Origin of the sequence: Achromobacter ruhlandii (assembly GCF_002082135.1) — a bacterium.
Taxonomy (GTDB): Bacteria; Pseudomonadota; Gammaproteobacteria; order Burkholderiales; family Burkholderiaceae_B; genus Achromobacter; species Achromobacter ruhlandii.
In genome coordinates, this window is sequence record NZ_CP017433.1 from 2,601,841 (window position 1) to 2,619,402 (window position 17,562).

The 17,562-nt window shown below is 70.7% G+C and carries 13 protein-coding genes; 5 read left to right on the plus strand and 8 right to left on the minus strand.

All coding sequences use genetic code 11. The annotated features are described in order from the left end of the window. The 4 genes from AruCF_RS11740 to AruCF_RS11755 form a co-directional block, all read right to left on the minus strand. Positions 1-1,756, minus strand: a 1,756-nt coding sequence (locus tag AruCF_RS11740; protein ID WP_254431192.1) for a xanthine dehydrogenase family protein molybdopterin-binding subunit, incomplete at its 3' end; no start/stop codon positions are given. Between the two features lie 38 nt (positions 1,757-1,794). Beyond that, complete coding sequence (locus AruCF_RS11745) at positions 1,795-2,448, minus strand: isochorismatase family protein (RefSeq protein ID WP_063570127.1); 654 nt, start codon at positions 2,446-2,448, stop codon at positions 1,795-1,797. Then, positions 2,445-3,518 (minus strand): 2,5-dihydroxypyridine 5,6-dioxygenase NicX family protein, encoded by a 1,074-nt coding sequence (locus tag AruCF_RS11750; RefSeq protein WP_063570128.1) that lies wholly within the window; start codon positions 3,516-3,518, stop codon positions 2,445-2,447. Before AruCF_RS11750 ends, AruCF_RS11745 begins: the two co-directional genes overlap by 4 nt. A gap of 36 nt (positions 3,519-3,554) precedes the next feature. After that, positions 3,555-4,388 (minus strand): alpha/beta fold hydrolase, encoded by an 834-nt coding sequence (locus tag AruCF_RS11755; RefSeq protein WP_038503770.1) that lies wholly within the window; start codon positions 4,386-4,388, stop codon positions 3,555-3,557. Between the two features lie 313 nt (positions 4,389-4,701). Between AruCF_RS11755 and AruCF_RS11760 the strand changes: the two genes are divergently transcribed. The 4 genes from AruCF_RS11760 to AruCF_RS11775 all read left to right on the plus strand — a co-directional run bounded on the left by AruCF_RS11760 (position 4,702) and on the right by AruCF_RS11775 (position 10,946). Next, positions 4,702-5,859, plus strand: a complete 1,158-nt coding sequence (locus AruCF_RS11760) for an FAD-dependent monooxygenase (protein ID WP_063570129.1) — start codon at positions 4,702-4,704, stop codon at positions 5,857-5,859. Between the two features lie 44 nt (positions 5,860-5,903). Beyond that, positions 5,904-6,431, plus strand: coding sequence for a (2Fe-2S)-binding protein (locus AruCF_RS11765; protein WP_063570130.1), 528 nt, complete (start codon positions 5,904-5,906; stop codon positions 6,429-6,431). Beyond that, positions 6,428-9,418: a c-type cytochrome gene (locus tag AruCF_RS11770; RefSeq protein WP_083036719.1), complete on the plus strand. Its 2,991-nt coding sequence runs from the start codon at positions 6,428-6,430 to the stop codon at positions 9,416-9,418. The genes AruCF_RS11765 and AruCF_RS11770 overlap by 4 nt, the downstream gene beginning before the upstream one ends. A gap of 211 nt (positions 9,419-9,629) precedes the next feature. Further along, on the plus strand, positions 9,630-10,946 hold the full coding sequence (locus tag AruCF_RS11775; protein ID WP_054415561.1) for an MFS transporter: 1,317 nt from the start codon (positions 9,630-9,632) through the stop codon (positions 10,944-10,946). A gap of 209 nt (positions 10,947-11,155) precedes the next feature. Here AruCF_RS11775 and AruCF_RS11780 read toward each other — a convergent pair whose 3' ends face one another. The 3 genes from AruCF_RS11780 to AruCF_RS11790 all read right to left on the minus strand — a co-directional run bounded on the left by AruCF_RS11780 (position 11,156) and on the right by AruCF_RS11790 (position 15,155). Next, a complete protein-coding gene (locus tag AruCF_RS11780) occupies positions 11,156-11,623 on the minus strand; it encodes a MarR family winged helix-turn-helix transcriptional regulator (RefSeq protein WP_054415559.1) in 468 nt (155 codons plus the stop codon). A gap of 93 nt (positions 11,624-11,716) precedes the next feature. Then, positions 11,717-12,907, minus strand: coding sequence for an MFS transporter (locus AruCF_RS11785; RefSeq protein WP_083036721.1), 1,191 nt, complete (start codon positions 12,905-12,907; stop codon positions 11,717-11,719). 1 nt (position 12,908) lies between these two features. Next, positions 12,909-15,155, minus strand: a complete 2,247-nt coding sequence (locus tag AruCF_RS11790) for a TonB-dependent receptor (protein WP_083036722.1) — start codon at positions 15,153-15,155, stop codon at positions 12,909-12,911. A gap of 126 nt (positions 15,156-15,281) precedes the next feature. On the opposite strand from AruCF_RS11790, the gene AruCF_RS11795 reads away from it, so the two are divergent. Further along, positions 15,282-15,902 (plus strand): TetR/AcrR family transcriptional regulator, encoded by a 621-nt coding sequence (locus AruCF_RS11795; protein ID WP_054415957.1) that lies wholly within the window; start codon positions 15,282-15,284, stop codon positions 15,900-15,902. 102 nt (positions 15,903-16,004) lie between these two features. On the opposite strand, the gene AruCF_RS11800 is transcribed toward AruCF_RS11795, so the two are convergent. After that, positions 16,005-17,543 (minus strand): MFS transporter, encoded by a 1,539-nt coding sequence (locus AruCF_RS11800; RefSeq protein ID WP_083036724.1) that lies wholly within the window; start codon positions 17,541-17,543, stop codon positions 16,005-16,007. Positions 17,544-17,562: the final 19 nt, after the last annotated feature.

Here is a 17,562-nt window from a genome sequence, read left to right on the forward strand (position 1 = left end):
CGCCGGCCTGCCAGCCGGCGCGCGCCGCCGTGGCCTCCAGCAGCGCGATGGCGCGCGCATCGTCCAGGTGGCTGAGCCGGAACGCGACCGGGTCGGCCCCGGCCGCCTCGGCCAGCTCGTCGATCATGCAGTCGTGCGCGAACGAGCTGGGCAGCGCCGAGACGCCGCGCAGCCACGAGGCGCGCACCAGCGGCGCGGTGTCGTGGCAGACGATGCGCCGGCTGGCATAGCGGTAGGGCGGGACCGCGGTGCGGTCGCCCATTTCCAGCACGCGCGGCTCGCCCGGCACGGCGCCGGTCAGCAGCAGCGCCAGCAGCGGCGCGTCGTTGGACGGATAGCGCACCTCGAAGTCATAGGCCAGCAGTTGGCCCTCGTCGTCCAGCGCGGCGGCCACGTCCATGAGTTGGCCCGTGCCCTTGGGTTCCCACTGGTGTTCCTGGTCGCGCATCAGTTGCACCCGCACCGGCGCGCCGACGGCGGCCGACAGCAGCGCGGCGTCGGCGCAGACGTCGTCGGCGCAGTTGCGGCCGTAGCAGCCGGCGGCCTCCATGCGGATGATCTCGATGCGGTCCTCGCCCAGCTTGAGCAGGCGGTTCAGGTCGGCGCGCAGCATGTGCGGGTTCTGGGTGCCGGCCCAGACCGTGAGGCGGCCGTCGCGATGGTCGGCCACCGCGCAGGACGGCCCGATGGACGCGTGCATCTGGTAGGGCCAGACGTAGGTGCGGCGCAGGCGCACGGGGGCGGCGGCACAGGCGGCCTCGACGTCGCCTTCCTCCAGCAGCAGCCGGCGGCGGGCGGGGTTGGCGCGGATGGCGCTGGCCAGGTCGTCCAGCACGGGCGCGGGCGGCACCGGTTTCCAGCGCACCTTGAGCGCGCGCATGGCGGCTTCGGCCTGTTCCTCGCGATCCGCCACCACGCCGATGAAATCGCCTTGCACCACCACCTGGACGCGGCCCGGCAGGTGCGCGACGGAATCGCTGTCGACGTCGATCAGGCAGCGGCCGATGAAGTCGCCGGCGTCGCGGCCGGGGTGCGGCGGGCGCACCACGCGGCCGTGGCGCATGCCGGGCACGCGCACGTCGTGCACGAAGCTCAGTTCGCCGGTGGCCTTGGCCGGAATGTCGACGCGCGCGACGGCGCTGCCGACCACGGTGTAGTCGCGGGCCGGCTTGAGCCGCACCTGGGAATCATCGGTGGCCAGCTCCAGCCGGGTGTGCTGGCCCTGCACCAGTTGACCGTAGTGCAGGGCGCGTTCGTCGCCCGCATCGGCGGGACGCACGATGCCGTCGCGCAGGCGCAGCGTGTCCGCCGCCACGCCCCATTGTCGCGCGGCCCGCGCCAGCAGGTGCTCGCGCGCCTGGGCGGCGGCGCGGCGCAACGGGGCGGCCGAGATCTGGATGCTGGCGCTGGCGATGGTGGGCCCCTGGTTGGGGGTGGCGTTGGTGTGGCCCAGCACCATTTCCAGTCGCGCCACCGGCACGTGCAGTTCCTCGGCCACGATCTGCGCCAGCGCGGTGCGGATGCCGGTGCCCAGGTCGACGTGACCGTTGAAGGCCAGCGCGCGCCAGCCGCCCGGCGCGGCCTCATCGGCCAGCACCGCCACGAAGACTTCGGGCGTGTCCTGCACGTAATCCGAGACCACGCCCGGCTGCCCGGGCGCCGGACGAGGCGGCGCGGTCGGGGCGCGCACGACCAGCAGCGCGCCGGGGTGGGTCAGCAGCGCGTCGTGCAGCGCGCGGGGATGGGGCAGGTTCATGGGCGAAGGCGATCCGGGCGGATTGGCTGATTATGCCGCTATCGCGCCGCGCCGGGCAGCGCGGCGATGTCGGCCAGCGCCTGATCCAGCGGCATGACGGCGGCGTACTTCTGCGCCATGTCGAACAGGTTGGCCTCGTGCGGCCCGAGCGCGCGGTCGCCGCAGCAGTCGGACACCACCAGCGGCCGGAAGCCGGCCTGCATGGCGTCGACCACGCTGGCGCGCACGCAGCCGCTGGTGACGCAGCCGGCCACCACCAGCGTCTGCACGCCGCGCTGCGCCAGCCACGGCGCCAGCATGGTGCCGTAGAACGCCGACGGCGTGCTCTTGCGAACTACGTATTCGCCGGGCGCGGGCGCCAGTTGCGGCACGATGGCGCTGTTGTGGCTGTCTTCCTTCAGGGTCAGCATGCCCGGCACCTTGAGGCAGAAGATGTTGCTGTCGGCGTCGTCGTCCGAGAACACGATGCGGCTGTGCGCCACCGGCCAGCCCTGTTCGCGCGCATGCGCCAGCAAGGCGCGGGTGCGCTCGATGGCCTGCGGGATGTTGCCGCCACCGAACACGGCGGGGTCGGCGAAGCCGTTGACGAAGTCGATGATCAGCAGGCCGAACGGCGCCTTCAACGGCAGCGGCGTGCCGAAGCCCTGGCGGGCGTAGGCCGAGATATCCCCGGCGGGAACGGTGGTGGTCATGCCAGCTCCTTGCGGCGGGCGGCGCGCGCCAGCCCGGGTTCGTCCTGCACCACGCCGTCGATGACGACGGCGCGATCATCCAGCATCACCGTGCAATGGCGCATCGGGATGTCGATATGGCAGGCGGTGGTGCGTTGGCCGCCGGCCTCGTTATTGGGCCCCATGGACCAGAGGAAGTTGCCCTCGAAGGCGCGGGCGTCCATGCCGATATGGGTTTCCTTGCCGTAGTGGCCCAGCATTGACCAGTGGGCGCGCGGCTGCAGGCCCCAGCCGATGTGCGAGACGGCGTAGGCCTCGGGGTCTTCGTACGAGGCCATGTAGTCTCGCAGCACCTCGGCCTGCAGGCCGCCCTGGATGCGGGTGACGTAGCCGCGCTCGACGGTCAGCGTGATCGGGTCGGTCACGTAGTCCTTCATCGGCAGCAGGATGTCGCCGCGGTCCAGCACCACCTGGCCGTTGCTGTGGCCCTCGTCGGGCCAGGTCAGCACGAAGCCGCTGGGCCAGTGATCCCAGCGCCCTGGCTCGTCGACGAAGCCGTATTCGGAAATCGCCGGGAAGCTGCCCAGGCGGCATTGCAGGTCGGTGCCGGCCCGTGAGCTGATGCGCATCTGGCGCGCCTCGGCGATTTGCGCCGCGGCCGCGCGCACGCGGGCGCGGTCGGCCTGGGTCGGCACCAGGCGGCACAGGATCTCGGGCGGCTCGACCGCCAGCAGGATCTTGGTGCCGCCCTGCAGGATCTCGTGCTGCTCGGGCGAGAACAGCAGCGTCATCAGGTCCAGCACCAGGTTGCTGGCCTTGAGCGCGGCGATGGCGGCGGGGTTGCCGGTCAGCGGCGTGGTGCCCAGGTAGGCCAGTGAGTCGCGGCTGAGGGATTTTTCGCCGTTGACCGGCGGCAGATCCAGGCGGTTGACGCGCGCGCCCATGTCGCCGGCGGCGGCGATGGCGCAGCGCAACGTCTGCGGATGGGTGTCGGCGCCGGTGAGTACGGTCACGGTCTGGCCGGCTTCTAGGCGGGAAAGCGTGAGCACCTGTTTCCAGGCGCGGATCAGGTCGATGTCGCTGACGGGCATGGCGGACTCCTGTCGAAGAAGGGGGAAGGGCGCGATTCAGCCGCGCGGTTCGAGGAAGTCGCCCAGCGCCTCGTGGAAACCGGCCTCGTTGTCCCACGGGATCATGTGGCCGGCGGCGGGCACGCGCCGGTGCAGGGTGTCGGGCGCCAGGCCCTGCCATTCGGCCACGTCCTCGTCGCCGACCACGCCGCCGTTCTCGGCGGTCATCAGCAACTGCGGCACGCGCACATGCGGCAGGTCGGCATGGATGTCGTCGCGGCCGAAGTCCTCGAAGCTGCGCACGATGGCGGGCTCGTGGCAGGTGTGCAGCCATTGCGCGCGCAGGCGCCGCTGTTCCTCGGTCCAGGTGGGGCAGAAGGCGCGCATGGCCTCGGCGTCCATGCCGTGCGTGGCCTGGCGGATCGAGTCGACGTACCAGGCCAGCTTGGCGGGGTAGGGGCGGCGGCCCGGGCCGGAGACGGGCGGGTCGACGATGACCAGCCGCGTCAGGCCGGCCGGCTGGCCGCGGGCCGCGCGCACCGCGATGCGGCCGCCCATGGAATGGCCCATCAGCGCATAGCGCTGCAGGCCCAGCGCCTGCGCCAGCGCCAGCACGTCGGCGGCCTGCGCGTCCAGGCCGTAGTCCAGGCCGGGGTCGGCGCTGGACAGGCCGCGGCCGCGCACGTCCAGCACATAGGTGTCGTAGCGCTGGCCCAGGCGCTCGGCTACGAAACCCCAGGTCACGGCCGGGCTGGTGATGCCGGGGATCAGGATGAGCGCGTCGCGTTCGGCGCGCGCGCCGTCCGCGCCGCCGTAGCGCAGGTAGTGCTGGCGGATGCCGTTGGCGTGGACGTTGGCGCCGTACAGGAAGGTGCTGGATGGTTGGCTCATGCCGTGCTCCGGGTGGGTCGATGCCAGGACGGGATCCGGCGGTCATCGCTTGCGCCGCGCAGGGCGCGGATCGAGCGTGATGACGTGAAGCGCGGATCCATCTTAGGGTTTTCGATAAATTAAAAAACAGTGTAGACGCTCTATTCTTGCAAACAGCGAGGTGAATCGCAAAGCCGATGTTCATAGTGGTTTTTACCTATATGTGCATAAAAATGCACTGTTTTGGGCACAGGCGGACAGTTTCGGATCCACGATGGTGCGGTTTTCCATCTGGAAAAAATAGAGTGTATACATAGAAAAGTAGGAGAGCGTCTTGTCTAAATCCCCCCGCATCGCCGTGATCGGCGCCGGCCTCGGTGGCGCCGCCACCGCCTCGCTCCTGCTGCAGGAAGGCTTCGACGTGCGCGTGTACGAACAGGCGCCGAGTTTTTCGCGGCTGGGCGCCGGTATCCACGTTGGCCCCAACGTCATGAAGATCCTGCGCCGCATCGGCATCGAGGACGCGCTCAACGCCCAGGGCTCGCACCCCGACTACTGGTACAGCCGCCACGGCCTGACCGGCGACGTGCTGGCGCGGATTCCGCTGGGCGACTACGCCGTCAAGACCTACGGCGCGTCGTACCTGACGGTGCACCGCGGCGACTTCCACGCCCTGCTGATCGAGGCGCTGCCCGAGCGCGTGATGGCGTATTCCAGGCACCTGGTCGGCGTCACCGACCGCGGCAACGACGTCGAGATGCGCTTTGCCGACGGCAGCGTCGAGCATGCCGACATCGTGATCGGCGCCGACGGCGTCAATTCCCACATCCGCGAGGCCCTGCTGGGGCCCGAGCCTCCCAAGTACGCCGGCTACCTGGCCCATCGCGCGGTGTTCCCCACGCCCGAGGTCAAGGCCGGCATGCTGCCGTTCGACGCCTGCGTGAAGTGGTGGACCGATGACCGCCACATGATGACGTACTTCGTCACCAGCAAGGCCGACGAGCTCTACTACGTGACCGGCGTGCCGGTCGAGCAATGGGACCTGAACGACCGCTGGCTGCCCAGCAGCAAGGACGAAATGCGCGAGGCCTTCCAGGGCTGGCATCCCACGGTGCAGGCGCTGATCGACGCCACCGTCGAGGTGACCAAGTGGTCGCTGCTGGAGCGCGACCCGCTGCCGCTGTGGAGCCGCGGCCGCCTGGTGCTGCTGGGCGACGCCTGCCACCCGATGAAACCGCACATGGCGCAGGGCGCGGCCATGGCCATCGAGGACGGCGCGATGCTGGTGCGTTGCTTCAAGGAAGTGGGGGCGCATAATCACGAATTGGCTTTCGCGCTGTACGAAGCCAACCGCGCCGAGCGCGCCAGCAAGGTGCAGCGCATTTCGCACGACAACACCTGGCTGCGGACCAATGAGGACCCCAGCTGGTGTTTCGGCTACGACGTGTTCAGCGAGCCGCTGGTCGAACCGAAGGCCAAGGCGGCGGCCTGACGCGCCCGCCGTCCTTCATCCACCAGACCTTCGCCGCACACACCATGGGACATCCCGCCAACACCCCGCCCGCCGAGCCGATCGGCCTGAAGGTCAACGGCAGCGTCGTGCGCGTGGCGGCGCCGCCGGCGACCTCGCTGCTGCTGGTGTTGCGCAACGATCTGGCGCTGAACGGGCCCAAGTACGGCTGCGGCCTGGGCGAGTGCGGCGCCTGCACGGTGCTGATCGACGGCGTGGCGGCGCGGTCCTGTGTGATTCCGGTGAGGGCGGCGCAAGGGCGCGAGGTCACCACGCTTGAAGGCCTGGGTTCGCGCGAGCGGCCCGGGCCGACGCAGCGCGCCTTTATCGAATGCCAGGCGGCCCAGTGCGGCTATTGCCTGAACGGCATGATCATGACGGTCGAGGCGCTGCTGCGCCGCGACCCGGCGCCGTCCGAGCAGGCGCTGCGCAGCGAGCTGCATCACAACCTGTGCCGCTGCGGCACGCATGTCGAGATCATGCAGGCGGCGCTGCGCGCGGTGCAATTGCGGGCCGAGGTCGCGCCGCGCGGGGCCGAAGGGGCGGGCGCATGAGCGCGTTGCTGCCCGGGAGCCCGATGGGCGCCATCGCGCCGCCGTCCGATCTGCTGCATGGACTGGCCTTGCGCCCGCCCGTGGCCCGCTGGGACGGCGCGCGCTATCGCGGCAGCGCGCTCGACAGCGTGAACCTGGGGGAAGCGCGAGCCCAGGCGGGCGTGGTGGCCGTGGTGCGGCGGGAGCACTTTGTCGGCGTGGTGGCGGTGACGCCGGCGCATGCGCGGCAGGCGCTGGCCTGCATGGCGCCCGTGTGGCGCGGCGATGGTCCGCCCGCGCGCGAGGAGACCGCCGCCCCTTCGGAAGAGGATTCGGACGGCGATCGCGAATATCTATGGCGATCCGCTGAAACCGCTTCCGGCGCGCGCGTCGCGGCGTGGTGCCTGGACGGCCGCCTGACGCTGTGGCTGCCGCCGCCGGCGGCCGCCTCGCAGGCCTGGCTGCGGCGCGAGCTGGCGGCGCTGATGGACTGTTCCGGGCACGCGGTGCGCCTGGCCGACTGGCCGCAGGGCGCGGCCGAAGCCGGCCTGCCGCCGCACGCGCTCGATCTGCTGGACGCCGCCGCCGACGCCGCGCTGCTGTCCGAGGCGGTGGGGCGGCCCGTGTGCGTGGCCTGCCGGCCAGCGGCCGCGGCCACCCTGGCGTTGCGCGAAGCGGATCTGGCGGCGGGCCCGGCGCTGCGTTCGCGCCACCCCTGGGCCGTGCGTCCCAGCCTGGCGCGCCTGCTGGCGCGGCCTGGTCACGCCCAGGCCTGCGGCCAGGCCACGGTGCGGGGCGACAGCCCGGTGCTGGCGCCGGCGGCATCGCGGGATCTGCCGCACGCCAGTGTCGATGAATTGAACGCGGCCCAGGTGTTCGCCGGCGAAAGCCTGTGGCACGAGCGGGCGCTGGCGGCGGGCGAGGATCCGGTGGACTGGCGGCTGCGGCACATGGCCGATGATCGCGGCCGCGAACTGGCGCGCCAGGTGGTGGAACAGGCGCAGGCGGCCACGGCGCGGGACGCCACGTCGGCCGCCGATGGCCTGCTGCGCGGCACCGGCCTGGCCACGGCGCAGGTCCGCTGCGAGGCCGAGGATGGTTCGGCGCAGATGGTCTGGAGCGTCTGGGTGGCCGACGTGGCGATCCAGCCCGCCACCGGGCGCATCGAGGTGACGCGCGTCGTCGCCGGCCACGACAGCCAGGACCTGCGCGCGGCACAAGGCGCGACCACGCGCCTGGCCATCACACGCCAGCAACCCGAGCGGCTGGCCGATGCCCGCCGCCTCATTGCCGGCCCGGCGGCGTTCGACGATTGGCGCGGCGCCGAACCGATGCCGTCGACCGCGGGCTCGGATGCGGTCGCCATCGCGGCGCCGGACGTGCCCGGCCCGTTGCGTGAAGGACGTCTGGACGTGGATGGCGTGTTGACGCTGCCCGCCGCCGCCGCCATCGCCAACGCCATTCAGGACGCCACCGGCGTGCGCCTGCGGCAGGCGCCGTTTGACGCCGGCCAGTTGCGCCTGGCGCTGGCGGACCGGCGCGCGACCGGCGGGAAGGGCGCGTTGCGCCGGGGCTGGGGCTGGCTGGCGGCCGGCGCGGCCGGACTGGCGGCCATGGCCACCGCGTTGTGGCCGCTGAAGCCGGCGCTGCCGCTGACGGCCGGGCCCGACGCTTCTTTGTATTCGGCGCAGGCAATCGAGCGCGGCCGGCTGGTGGCGGCGGCCGGCGACTGCGTGGCCTGCCACACCGCGCCGGGCGGCGCGCGCAACGCCGGCGGCCTGGCGCTGGAGACGCCGTTCGGCGTCATCTATTCCACCAACATCACCCCCGATGCGCAGACCGGCATCGGCCGCTGGTCATACGCGGCCTTTGAACGCGCCATGCGCCAGGGCATCCACCAGGACGGCCGCCAGCTGTATCCGGCGTTTCCCTACACGGCCTATGCCAAGCTCAGCGACGCCGACCTGCAGGCGCTGTACGGCTACCTGATGTCGCAGCCGCCTGTGGCCGCGACGCCGCCGCGCACCGAGCTGGGCTTTCCGTTCAACCTGCGGCCGCTGCTGGCCGGCTGGAACCTGCTGTTCCACGATCCCAAGCCATTCACGCCGGATCCCTCGCAGGACGCCGAATGGAATCGCGGCGCGTATCTGGTGGAAGGCGTGGGCCATTGCGCCGCCTGCCATTCGCCGCGCAACGCACTGGGCGCGGAGAAGGGGGGACTGGCCTACCTGGCCGGCGGCCAGGCCGAGGGCTGGAACGCGCCGGCGCTGAACCAGCTCGCCACGGGTGAGCGGGCCTGGTCGGGCGAGGAGCTGTTCCAGTACCTGCGCACCGGCTATTCACCGCGCCATGGCGTGGCCGCGGGCCCCATGGCGCCCGTGATCCATGGGCTGGCCGAACTGCCGGCCAGCGACCTGAAGGCCATCGTCACCTATCTGCTGGCGGTGCCGGGACGGACGTCGTCGGCGGCGCGCGCGACGGCTACAGCTACTGCCACGGCCACGGCCACGGCCACGGGTACGGCTACGACCACGGCTACGACCACGGCCACGGCAAGCGCCGCCACGTCGGCCAGCGTCGTCGCCGCCCCGGCGGTCACGACCGCAACCGCCGCCGCCGCCATCAACGCGGTCCCCGCGCCCGCCGCCGTCAGCGAGGCCATCACGCTGCGCCGCGCCAGCGGCGAACGCATCTACCAGAACGCCTGCGCCGTCTGCCATGAAGCCGGCAGCGGGCCGACCCTGTTCGGGGTCAAACCCCTGCTGGGCCAGAACACCAATCTGCACGCCGCATCGCCGGACAACCTGATCCAGGTGATCCTCCACGGCATCCAGGCCCCGGCCGACGATGCCCTGGGCTACATGCCGGCGTTCGGCAACAGCCTGGACGACAGGCAGATCGGCGATTTGATCGACTATTTGCGCGCGCGGTTCGCGCCGGAGGAAGAGGCTTGGCCAGTTGACACGACGACCATAGGCAAGCTGCGCCAGCACGCGCAGCCGCAGTAAGGGGAAGACGGGGCGGCGGTTCGCGATCCATGGCGGATCCGGCCGCGCCTCGCGACACAACATCGCGCGCATCGGTTTTCCATCGACGCCTGCCCGGCGCCGAGGGGCGTTGCTGCATCCCGCGTCCGTGGGGGCGGCCACGTACCGGACCGGGGCCGACGCCCGTATCGGGCGCGGACCCCGCGCGCGACACACAAAGGGAATCACGCATATGTCAGCTTCATTCATTACGGTGGAACAAGGCATCAAGACCGCCGGCGTCGGCAAGTTCCAGTACCGGCTGTTCATGATCTTCGGCCTGGTCTGGCTGGCCGACGCCATGCAGGTGCTGTCGATCGGTTTCAGCGCGCCTTCGATCGCCCGCACCTTCGGCATCCCGGTGCCCGAAGCCCTGCAGACCGGCACCGCGTTCTTCGTCGGCATGCTGATCGGCGCCTTCGCGTTTGGCCGGCTGGCCGACCGCATCGGCCGCCGCCCGGTGCTGATGATGGCGGTGGTCATCGACGCCTGCGCCGGCGTGGCCTCGGCCTTCGCGCCGGACTTCGCCTGGCTGCTGTTGCTGCGCTTCGTCACTGGCATCGGTGTCGGCGGCACGCTGCCGGTGGACTACACCATGATGGCCGAGTTCCTGCCGAGCGAACGCCGCGGCCGCTGGCTGGTGCTGCTGGAGTCGTTCTGGGCCCTGGGCACCATCTGCCTGGCGCTGCTGGCCCTGGCTGCGCTGTCGTGGGGCGACGATGCCTGGCGCGTGATCTTCTTCGTCACCGGCCTGCCGGCGCTGATCGGCGTGGTGCTGCGCTTCTACATCCCCGAGTCGCCGATGTACCTGAACCGCAACGGCAAGTCGGGGCAGGCGCGCAAGGTGCTCGAACGCGTGGCCCGCGTCAACGGACGTCCGACCGACATCCCCGAGCTCAAGCCGGAATTGCATGAGCGCAAGCCGCTGTCGGCGCTGTTCTCGAACGCGCTGCGCCGCCGCAGCATCGCGCTGTGCCTGGCCTGGGCGCTGATTTCCATCGCCTACTACGGCGTGTTCGTCTACCTGCCGATCAAGCTCAGCAGCCAGGGCTTCGCCTTCATGCGCGGTCAGGAATTCCTGGTGCTGCTGGCGCTGGTGCAGTTGCCGGGCTTCGCGCTGTCGGCCTACGGGGTGGAACGCTGGGGCCGCAAGCCGACGCTGGTGGGCTTCCTGATCCTGAGCGCGGTGGGGTGCATGCTGTACAGCCTGGGCACCTCCAGCTTCCTGGTGATCGGCTCGACGCTGCTCATGAGCTTCGCGCTGCTGGGCACCTGGGGCGCGCTGTACGCCTTCACGCCCGAGGTCTATCCGACCGACCTGCGCGCCAGCGGCATGGGGCTGGCGGGCGCGGTGGCGCGCTTTGGCGGCCTTTTCGCGCCGGCCATCATCGCGCCCATCATGGCCACCCACTTCACGCTGGCGCTGGCGGTGCTGGCGGCGATGCTGCTGGCCGCGGCCCTGTCGATCCGGGCGGTCGATGTCGAGTCGCGCAACCGCGCGCTGGACTGATCCACCCGAGGGGAGAGCAAGGCTTATCCGGGCGGACGCGCGCCGCCCGGATGCCGGTTGTCCATACGCCGGCTTTCCCTATGCCGGCTTTCCCTATGCCGGCTGTCCCTATGCCGGCTGTCCCTATCTGTACCGGTTGCCTCTATGCCGGCCGCACGGATGCCGGAAGCCGGCTTGCCCCTCGTCCATGCGCCGACCGCCGGCAGGCCTCATTCGCCGGCGTCGCCGTCGATCATCTTGCGCAGCAGGAACTCCAGCGCCACGCGCTCGGCGGGATTGAGCGTGCCGTAGGTGCTTTCGGTGATCTGCAGGGCAAAGGGCTCCATCTTGCGCACCAGCTCCTGGCCCACCGGGGTCAGGTTGATCACCACCTTGCGGCGGTCGTGCGGGTCGTGGTCGACCCGCACCAGCTCGCGCTGCTTGAGCCGGTCGACCACGCCGCGCACCGTGGCCTGGTCGATGACCGTGGCCTTGACGATATCCGCCAGCGAACTGCCCTGGTTGTCGCGCACCGAGCACAGCACGACGAACTGCGCCGCGGTCAGCTGCGAGTCGGGGATGTACTGCTGGAACAGGGCGGTATGCCGTTGGTACACGCGCCGCAGCAGGTGTCCAATCTGGTCGGAGAACAAATAGCTGTCCTTGTCGGGGGCGGACTTGTTTTTCACATTTCGCATAAGCCTATCCGAAGCCATACCCTGGGTACGATGATCTATCTCAATGGGATGTCCGGAAGTTTACGGGGCTTGCCGCCTTTGTGCCGACAGGGATCAGGGTTTTCGCAGCGCCGCCATGAAGCAGGCCACGGCCAGCACCGCGCAGGCGGCCGCCAGCGCATAGAACGCAGGCCAGCCGACGAGGGCGATCAATGCCGGCATGCCCAGCAGCGCCAGGGTGCCGACGAAGCGGCCCAGGCCGTACAGCAGCGCGTAGTCGGTGGCGGCCTGGCCGCCCGCCGCCCAGCCCAGGATCAGGCCGCCCATGACGATGTACAGGCCGCTGACGCAGGCGCTGATCGCGATCGAGGCCGCGATGGCCAGGTCGGCGTGGCCGATGCGCAGGGCCATGACGATGGCCAGCGCGCCGGCCACGGTGGCCGCCAGCAAGGCCCACAGCAAGGGCCGCGGGGCGCAGCGCCGCAGCGCCGCCGGCAGCGCCAGGGCCATCGCCAGGTTGGCCAGCGGCGCGGCCACCCCCAACACCCAGCCGATGCGGGCCAGCGGCACGCCCAGGTCCACCAGCATCAGCCGGTTCAGGTTGAACAGCGCCATCAGCGCGCAGGTGACCAGGCTGATGCGCAGCAGGCGCCCGGCCATGGCCGGTTGCCGCAGGGCGGCCCGCAGGCCCGGCCTTGCCTGCCGTGCCGCCGCTGGCGCGGCGTGGTCGGGCAGGCGCCAGGCCGGCAGCGTCGCCAGCGCCATCAGGGCGGCCAGCAACAGCAGCGCGCCTTCCCAACCCAGGCGGGGAAACAGGCCGACCAGCACGCCGCCGCCCAGCACCGCGCCCAGCGACAGGCCGCCGACCTTGGCCGCCGATGCCGCGCCGCGATGGGCGTCGGCAATGTGCTCGACCGTCCAGGCGTCCAGCGCCACGTCCATGGTCGCCACCGCCAGCGTCGCGGCCAGGCCCAGCCCGAACAACGCGGCCAGCGGCAACGCGCCGCCCAGCGCGATCGCGGCCACCAGCAGCACCGCCAGGCCCTGCGCCGCGACGATCCAGCCGCTGCGCCGGCCCAGCCAGGGCAGGCGCCAGCGGTCCACCAGCGGCGCCCACAGGAAGGTCACGCCGAACGGCAGGTACAGCGCGAACACCGGCGCCATCGAGGCCAGCGCCTGGCCTTTGTCGCGCAGGATCGGGCCGACGCCGCCCTGCACGAAGCCGAGCACCGCGCCAAGCGACACGTACAGGGCCGCGATGGCGGCCAGGCGCGCCCAGGGCGCGGCGGGTTGGCCGGTCCGCATGTCAGAACTTCCAGCTCATGCCGACGCCCGCCAGTCGTTCCTGTCCTAACCGCACAGAACTGACCGTGGGTCCCCAGCTCTGGCCCGCCACTAGATATCGCTTGTCGAACAGGTTGTAGACGAAGCCATAGATTTCCAGCGGCCCGTCGCGCCAGCCAGCGCGCAGGTTGACCACGTCGTAGGCGGGCAGGGTGAAGCTTTCCTTGACGTCGGCCGCGCGCGCGCCGACGTGCTGCCAGACGATCTGGCCGTTGAGCTGGCCGGGCAGGCCGAGCGGTCGCGCCGGCGCCTCGACTTCCACGCCCAGATTGGCGGTCAGGCGTGGCACATTGGGCACACGGTTGCCCGACTGGGCGCCAGTGGCGCTGCCGGCGGGCACCGAGACCAGTTCGGCATGGGTGTAGCCGGCGCCGCCGATCAGCTTGACGTTGGGATGCACGCGCGCCGCGAATTCCAGTTCGGCGCCCTTGCTGCGGTAATCCAGCGAGGCGGGCGTGAACAGCAGCGCCGACGGGTTGAACACGATCAGGTGGCCGCGCTTGACCTCGTTCAGGAACACCGAGCCGTTCAGGTCCAGGCGGCGGTCGAACCATTGCGACTTGAAGCCCAGTTCGTAGGTCCAACTGGTCGAGGCCTCGAACGGCGTTTCCGGCTTGCCGGTCGGCGTGTTGACGGACACGCCGGCAAAGCCGCCCGAGACATAGCCGCGCGACACGGTGGCGTAAGTCATCAGCGCGTCGCTCCAGTCATACGACAGGCCGGTGCGGCCGGTGACGAAATTGTCGGACAGCGTGTCGTGCTGGCTGAAGTTGGCCACCACCGCGGGGTTGCCGTTGCCGCTGTAGCGGTAGCGCGCGTCCTTGGCCTCGTGCGTGTAGCGCAGGCCGGCCAGGGCCTTCAGCCGGGGCGTGAGCGGCACGCTAGCCTCGCCGAACAGCGAGGCGCTGTCGGTCTTGATGCGGTTGGCCTGGGTGCCGTTCTGGGTCTGGAAGTTGAACGCCGCCGGCGAGGCCTTGGCGGTGGTGTCGTTGCGGAAACTGGAATGGAAGTAGTTGGCGCCCACGGTCCAGCCCAGTGCGCTGGTTTCCGGCGAACTCAGGCGCAATTCCTGTTGCCAGCTCTGTTCCTGGAAGCGGATGTTGGCGTAGTCGGCGTAGGGCACGTTGTACACGGACGCGGGCCGGCCGGTCATCGCCGAATAGATCAGGCCGTCGGTCAGGTCGAAGGCCTGGCGCGAGCGCGAATCCAGGTAGCTGGTCAGCGAGGTCAGGGTGAAGTGCTCGAACTCGTGCTCGACCTTGACGCTGCCGCTGCTGTCCTTCCAGTCGATCTTGTTCTCGGGATCCGAGGCGGTCTGCGGAAAGCGCGGGTTCTGCAGCCATACGAAGCGCGGCGCGGCGGCCTTCTGCTGGTCGTACGAGCCGGTGACCGTCACCACCGTGTTGGCGCCGGGCGTCCACAGCACCGTGGCGCGCGCCGTGCCCACGTCGGCCCAGCCGTCCTTGCCGCCCGAAGCCAGGTTGGGGGTGGTCCCGTCCACCGTGGTGTAGCGCAGCGCCAGGCGCGCGGCCACGGTGTCCGACAGGGCCTCGTTGGCGATCAGTTCGCCCAGCCGGTGACCGTGCGAGCCGATCTCGCCGCGTATGGTGTATTCGCGGTCGAACACCGGCTGGTTGGCGATCACGTTGATGGCGCCGCCCTGCGTGTTGCGGCCGAACAGCGTGCCTTGCGGCCCGCGCAGCACCTCGACCCGGTTCACGTCCAGCAGCGTCGGCGGCGCGCCGTAGACCGAGCGCGGCACGTCGTTGGCGTACATCACCACCGAGGTGTCGTCCGGCGACAGCGGCGCGAACGAGCCCACGCCCCGGATGGTGAAGACGTTGGAATTCTGGCCGCCCGTGTCGGTGAACGCCAGGTTGGGCGCCGAGCGCGCCAGGCCGGCGTTGCCGGCCTGCGGCGCGGCGTCGGCGCGCAGTTGCTCGCCGTTCAGCACGGTCATGCTGATGGGCACGTCCTGCGCGCTTTCCTCGCGCCGGCGCGCGGTCACGGTGACGGCGGGCAGTTCCGCGGCGCCGGCCCCGGGCGGGTTGGAAACGGCCTCCGACGCCGTCGTCGACGCCCACGCAGCGTCGGAGGCGGCTGCGGGAAGCGTTTGCGCCCGCGTTGAGAACGGGGCCAGGGTCAGCGACAACGCCAGCAGCAGGGGACGGCACAGGCGGCGGCGCGGGAGCGCGGGTGACGGGGGCAAGACAAACTCCAGGGTGGTTAATGAGAATTTGTCGCAATTCTATTGACTAAACGTTTGGTCAGTCAATTGATCGATGCGTTTCGCGCCCTTAACATGCCGGTTGCCGCAACGATGGAGACCCCCGGCATGACAGAGCTGCGCTCGCAATACACGACGCCCGACGCCCGCGACGTGATCCTGGAATCGGCGCTGACGCTGTTCGCCCGCCTGGGTTTCGACGGTTCGACCATGCGGCTGATCGCGCAGGAAGCCAAAGTCTCGCCGGGGCTGATCCACCATCATTTCAAAGACAAGGAAAGCCTCTGGTCCAAGGTGGGGGAATGCATCACCGAGGATTTCCTGGCCGCGATCGAGCCGATCACGCGCCAGCCCGTCACGGCGCGCACGGTGCCTGACATGGTGGGCAGCTATCTGCGCTACTGGAAGACGCACCCGGCCGCTTTGCGCTTCCAGCTTTGGCGCGTGATGGGGGCGCAGGAAGCCGAGCGCCGGGCGCGCTCCGAACGCCTGAACCGGCTGTTCGTGCCGGTCTTCGCGCAGGCCCAGAAAGCCGGCTTCGTGCGCGCCGACATTCCGGCGGGGCAGGCCATGATCACCACCGGCGCGCTGATCCAGTACTGGCTGCACAGCCACCTGGAAGTGGCCGACGCCATCGCGGCGGGCGGCGGCGCCATGCCGGACGAGGCCGCCTTCCTGGAGTACGTGTTGAGCCTGGTGGGGGCGCGGCGCCCGGGCGATGCGGCCTAGGGGCCGTTCCTTTTCGTGATTGACAGGCCCGGGGTGCAGCGACCTTCCAACGCGTTTCGCACTGGTGCATGACCGCCCGCAGGCCGGGCCTGCAACGGCGGCTCAGCGCGGCGCGGGGGCGGACACCTGGGCGCCGCCACGCCAGCGGTTCACCAGCACCAGCAACGCGGTGGCCAGCAGCAGCACGGTGGCGGTGGCGATGACCGCCGCGTAGCCCGCGTCGAACGCGTCGCGGGCCAGCCGCGCCAGCGCGGCGCCTGCGTCGCTGGACAGGCCCTCGGCCACCACCAGCGCTTCGTCCAGGCTGTCGCGCGCCGCACCCGCCCCGGCTGCCGGCAGGCCGGCGGGCACGTCCAGCGTGTGCGCGTAGACGCCCGACAGGATCGAACCCATCAGCGTCACGCCCAGCGCGCCGCCCAGTTCATACGACACTTCCTCGATCGACGCGGCCATGCCGGCGCGCTCGGGCGTGGCGCTCTGCATGATGGTGCTGGACGCGGCCGTCATGGTGGCGCCGATGCCCACGCCCAGCACGCACAGGCTGGCGATCTGCGCCGCCAGCGCGCCGTCGTAGCTGAACAGGTAGCCGCCCATGCCCAGGCCGGACACCAGCAGCGAGACGAACAGCAGGCGCGCGCTGCCCACCCTCGGCAGCAGCCACCCGGCCAGCGGGCCGGCGATGAACGCGGCCAGAGGCAGCGGCAGGATGTAGAGCGCGGCCTGGATCGGCGACATGCCCAGCACCAGTTGCAGGCGCTGGCTGAACACCAGCTCCATGCCGAGCAGCGCCGCCGCCGCGAATAGCGCCGAGGCCACCGCCGAACTGAAGCTGCGGTTGCGGAAGATGGCGAAGTCGATCAGCGGATGGGGCCGCGCGCGCTGGCGCCGGGCGAAGATGAACAGCATCGCGGCGCCGCCGGCGCAGGCCAGCGCGGCGTCCAGCCAGGACGGCTGGGCGCGGCCCAGCTCCTTGAGCGCATAGGCGGTCAGGATCAGGCCGACCATCACCTGCAGCGAGCCGACCAGGTCCCAGGGGCGCTGGCGGTCCGGCTGGCCGGTCGGGATGTAGCGGCGCGCCAGCGGCAGCGCCAGCAGCACGATCGGCAGGTTGATCAGGAACACCGAGCCCCACCAGAAGTGCTCCAGCAGGATGCCGCCGATGACCGGGCCGAGCGCCGCGCCGCCCGAGGCCACCGAGGCCCAGACGCCGATGGCGATGGCGCGCTCGCGCTCGTCGGCGAAGGTCAGGCGCAGGATCGACAGCGTGGCCGGCATCATCATGGCCGCGCCCACCGCCAGCAGCGCGCGCGCCGCGATCAGCGTCGCCGGGTTGGGTGAATAGGCCGCCGCCAGCGAGGCCGCGCCGAACACGGCCAGACCCATCATGAACAGGCGCTTGTGGCCCAGCCGGTCGCCCAGCGTGCCCATGCCCAGCAACAGGCCGGACACCACCAGCGCATAGATGTTGACGATCCAGAGCTTGGACGAGGCCGTCACGCCCAGCTCGTGCGTGAGCCGGGGCAGCGCGGTGTACAGCACGGTCATGTCGACCACGATCAGCAATAGGGCGCTGGAAACGATGGCCAGCACCAGCCAGCGGCCCGGCGCGGCGACAGCGGGGGAAAGATTGCGCTGCGTCATGCATTTACTCCTCTAACGC

Bases quoted from the DNA above. Each gene is read 5' to 3' on its own strand.
- AruCF_RS11765 (WP_063570130.1), top strand. From the start codon at position 5,904: ATGGGACATCCCGCCAACACCCCGCCCGCCGAGCCGATCGGCCTGAAG.
- AruCF_RS11795 (WP_054415957.1), top strand. From the start codon at position 15,282: ATGACAGAGCTGCGCTCGCAATACACGACGCCCGACGCCCGCGACGTG.
- AruCF_RS11770 (WP_083036719.1), top strand. From the start codon at position 6,428: ATGAGCGCGTTGCTGCCCGGGAGCCCGATGGGCGCCATCGCGCCGCCG.
- AruCF_RS11750 (WP_063570128.1), bottom strand. From the start codon at position 3,518: ATGCCCGTCAGCGACATCGACCTGATCCGCGCCTGGAAACAGGTGCTC.
- AruCF_RS11755 (WP_038503770.1), bottom strand. From the start codon at position 4,388: ATGAGCCAACCATCCAGCACCTTCCTGTACGGCGCCAACGTCCACGCC.
- AruCF_RS11745 (WP_063570127.1), bottom strand. From the start codon at position 2,448: ATGACCACCACCGTTCCCGCCGGGGATATCTCGGCCTACGCCCGCCAG.
- AruCF_RS11800 (WP_083036724.1), bottom strand. From the start codon at position 17,543: ATGACGCAGCGCAATCTTTCCCCCGCTGTCGCCGCGCCGGGCCGCTGG.
- AruCF_RS11780 (WP_054415559.1), bottom strand. From the start codon at position 11,623: ATGCGAAATGTGAAAAACAAGTCCGCCCCCGACAAGGACAGCTATTTG.
- AruCF_RS11785 (WP_083036721.1), bottom strand. From the start codon at position 12,907: ATGCGGACCGGCCAACCCGCCGCGCCCTGGGCGCGCCTGGCCGCCATC.
- AruCF_RS11775 (WP_054415561.1), top strand. From the start codon at position 9,630: ATGTCAGCTTCATTCATTACGGTGGAACAAGGCATCAAGACCGCCGGC.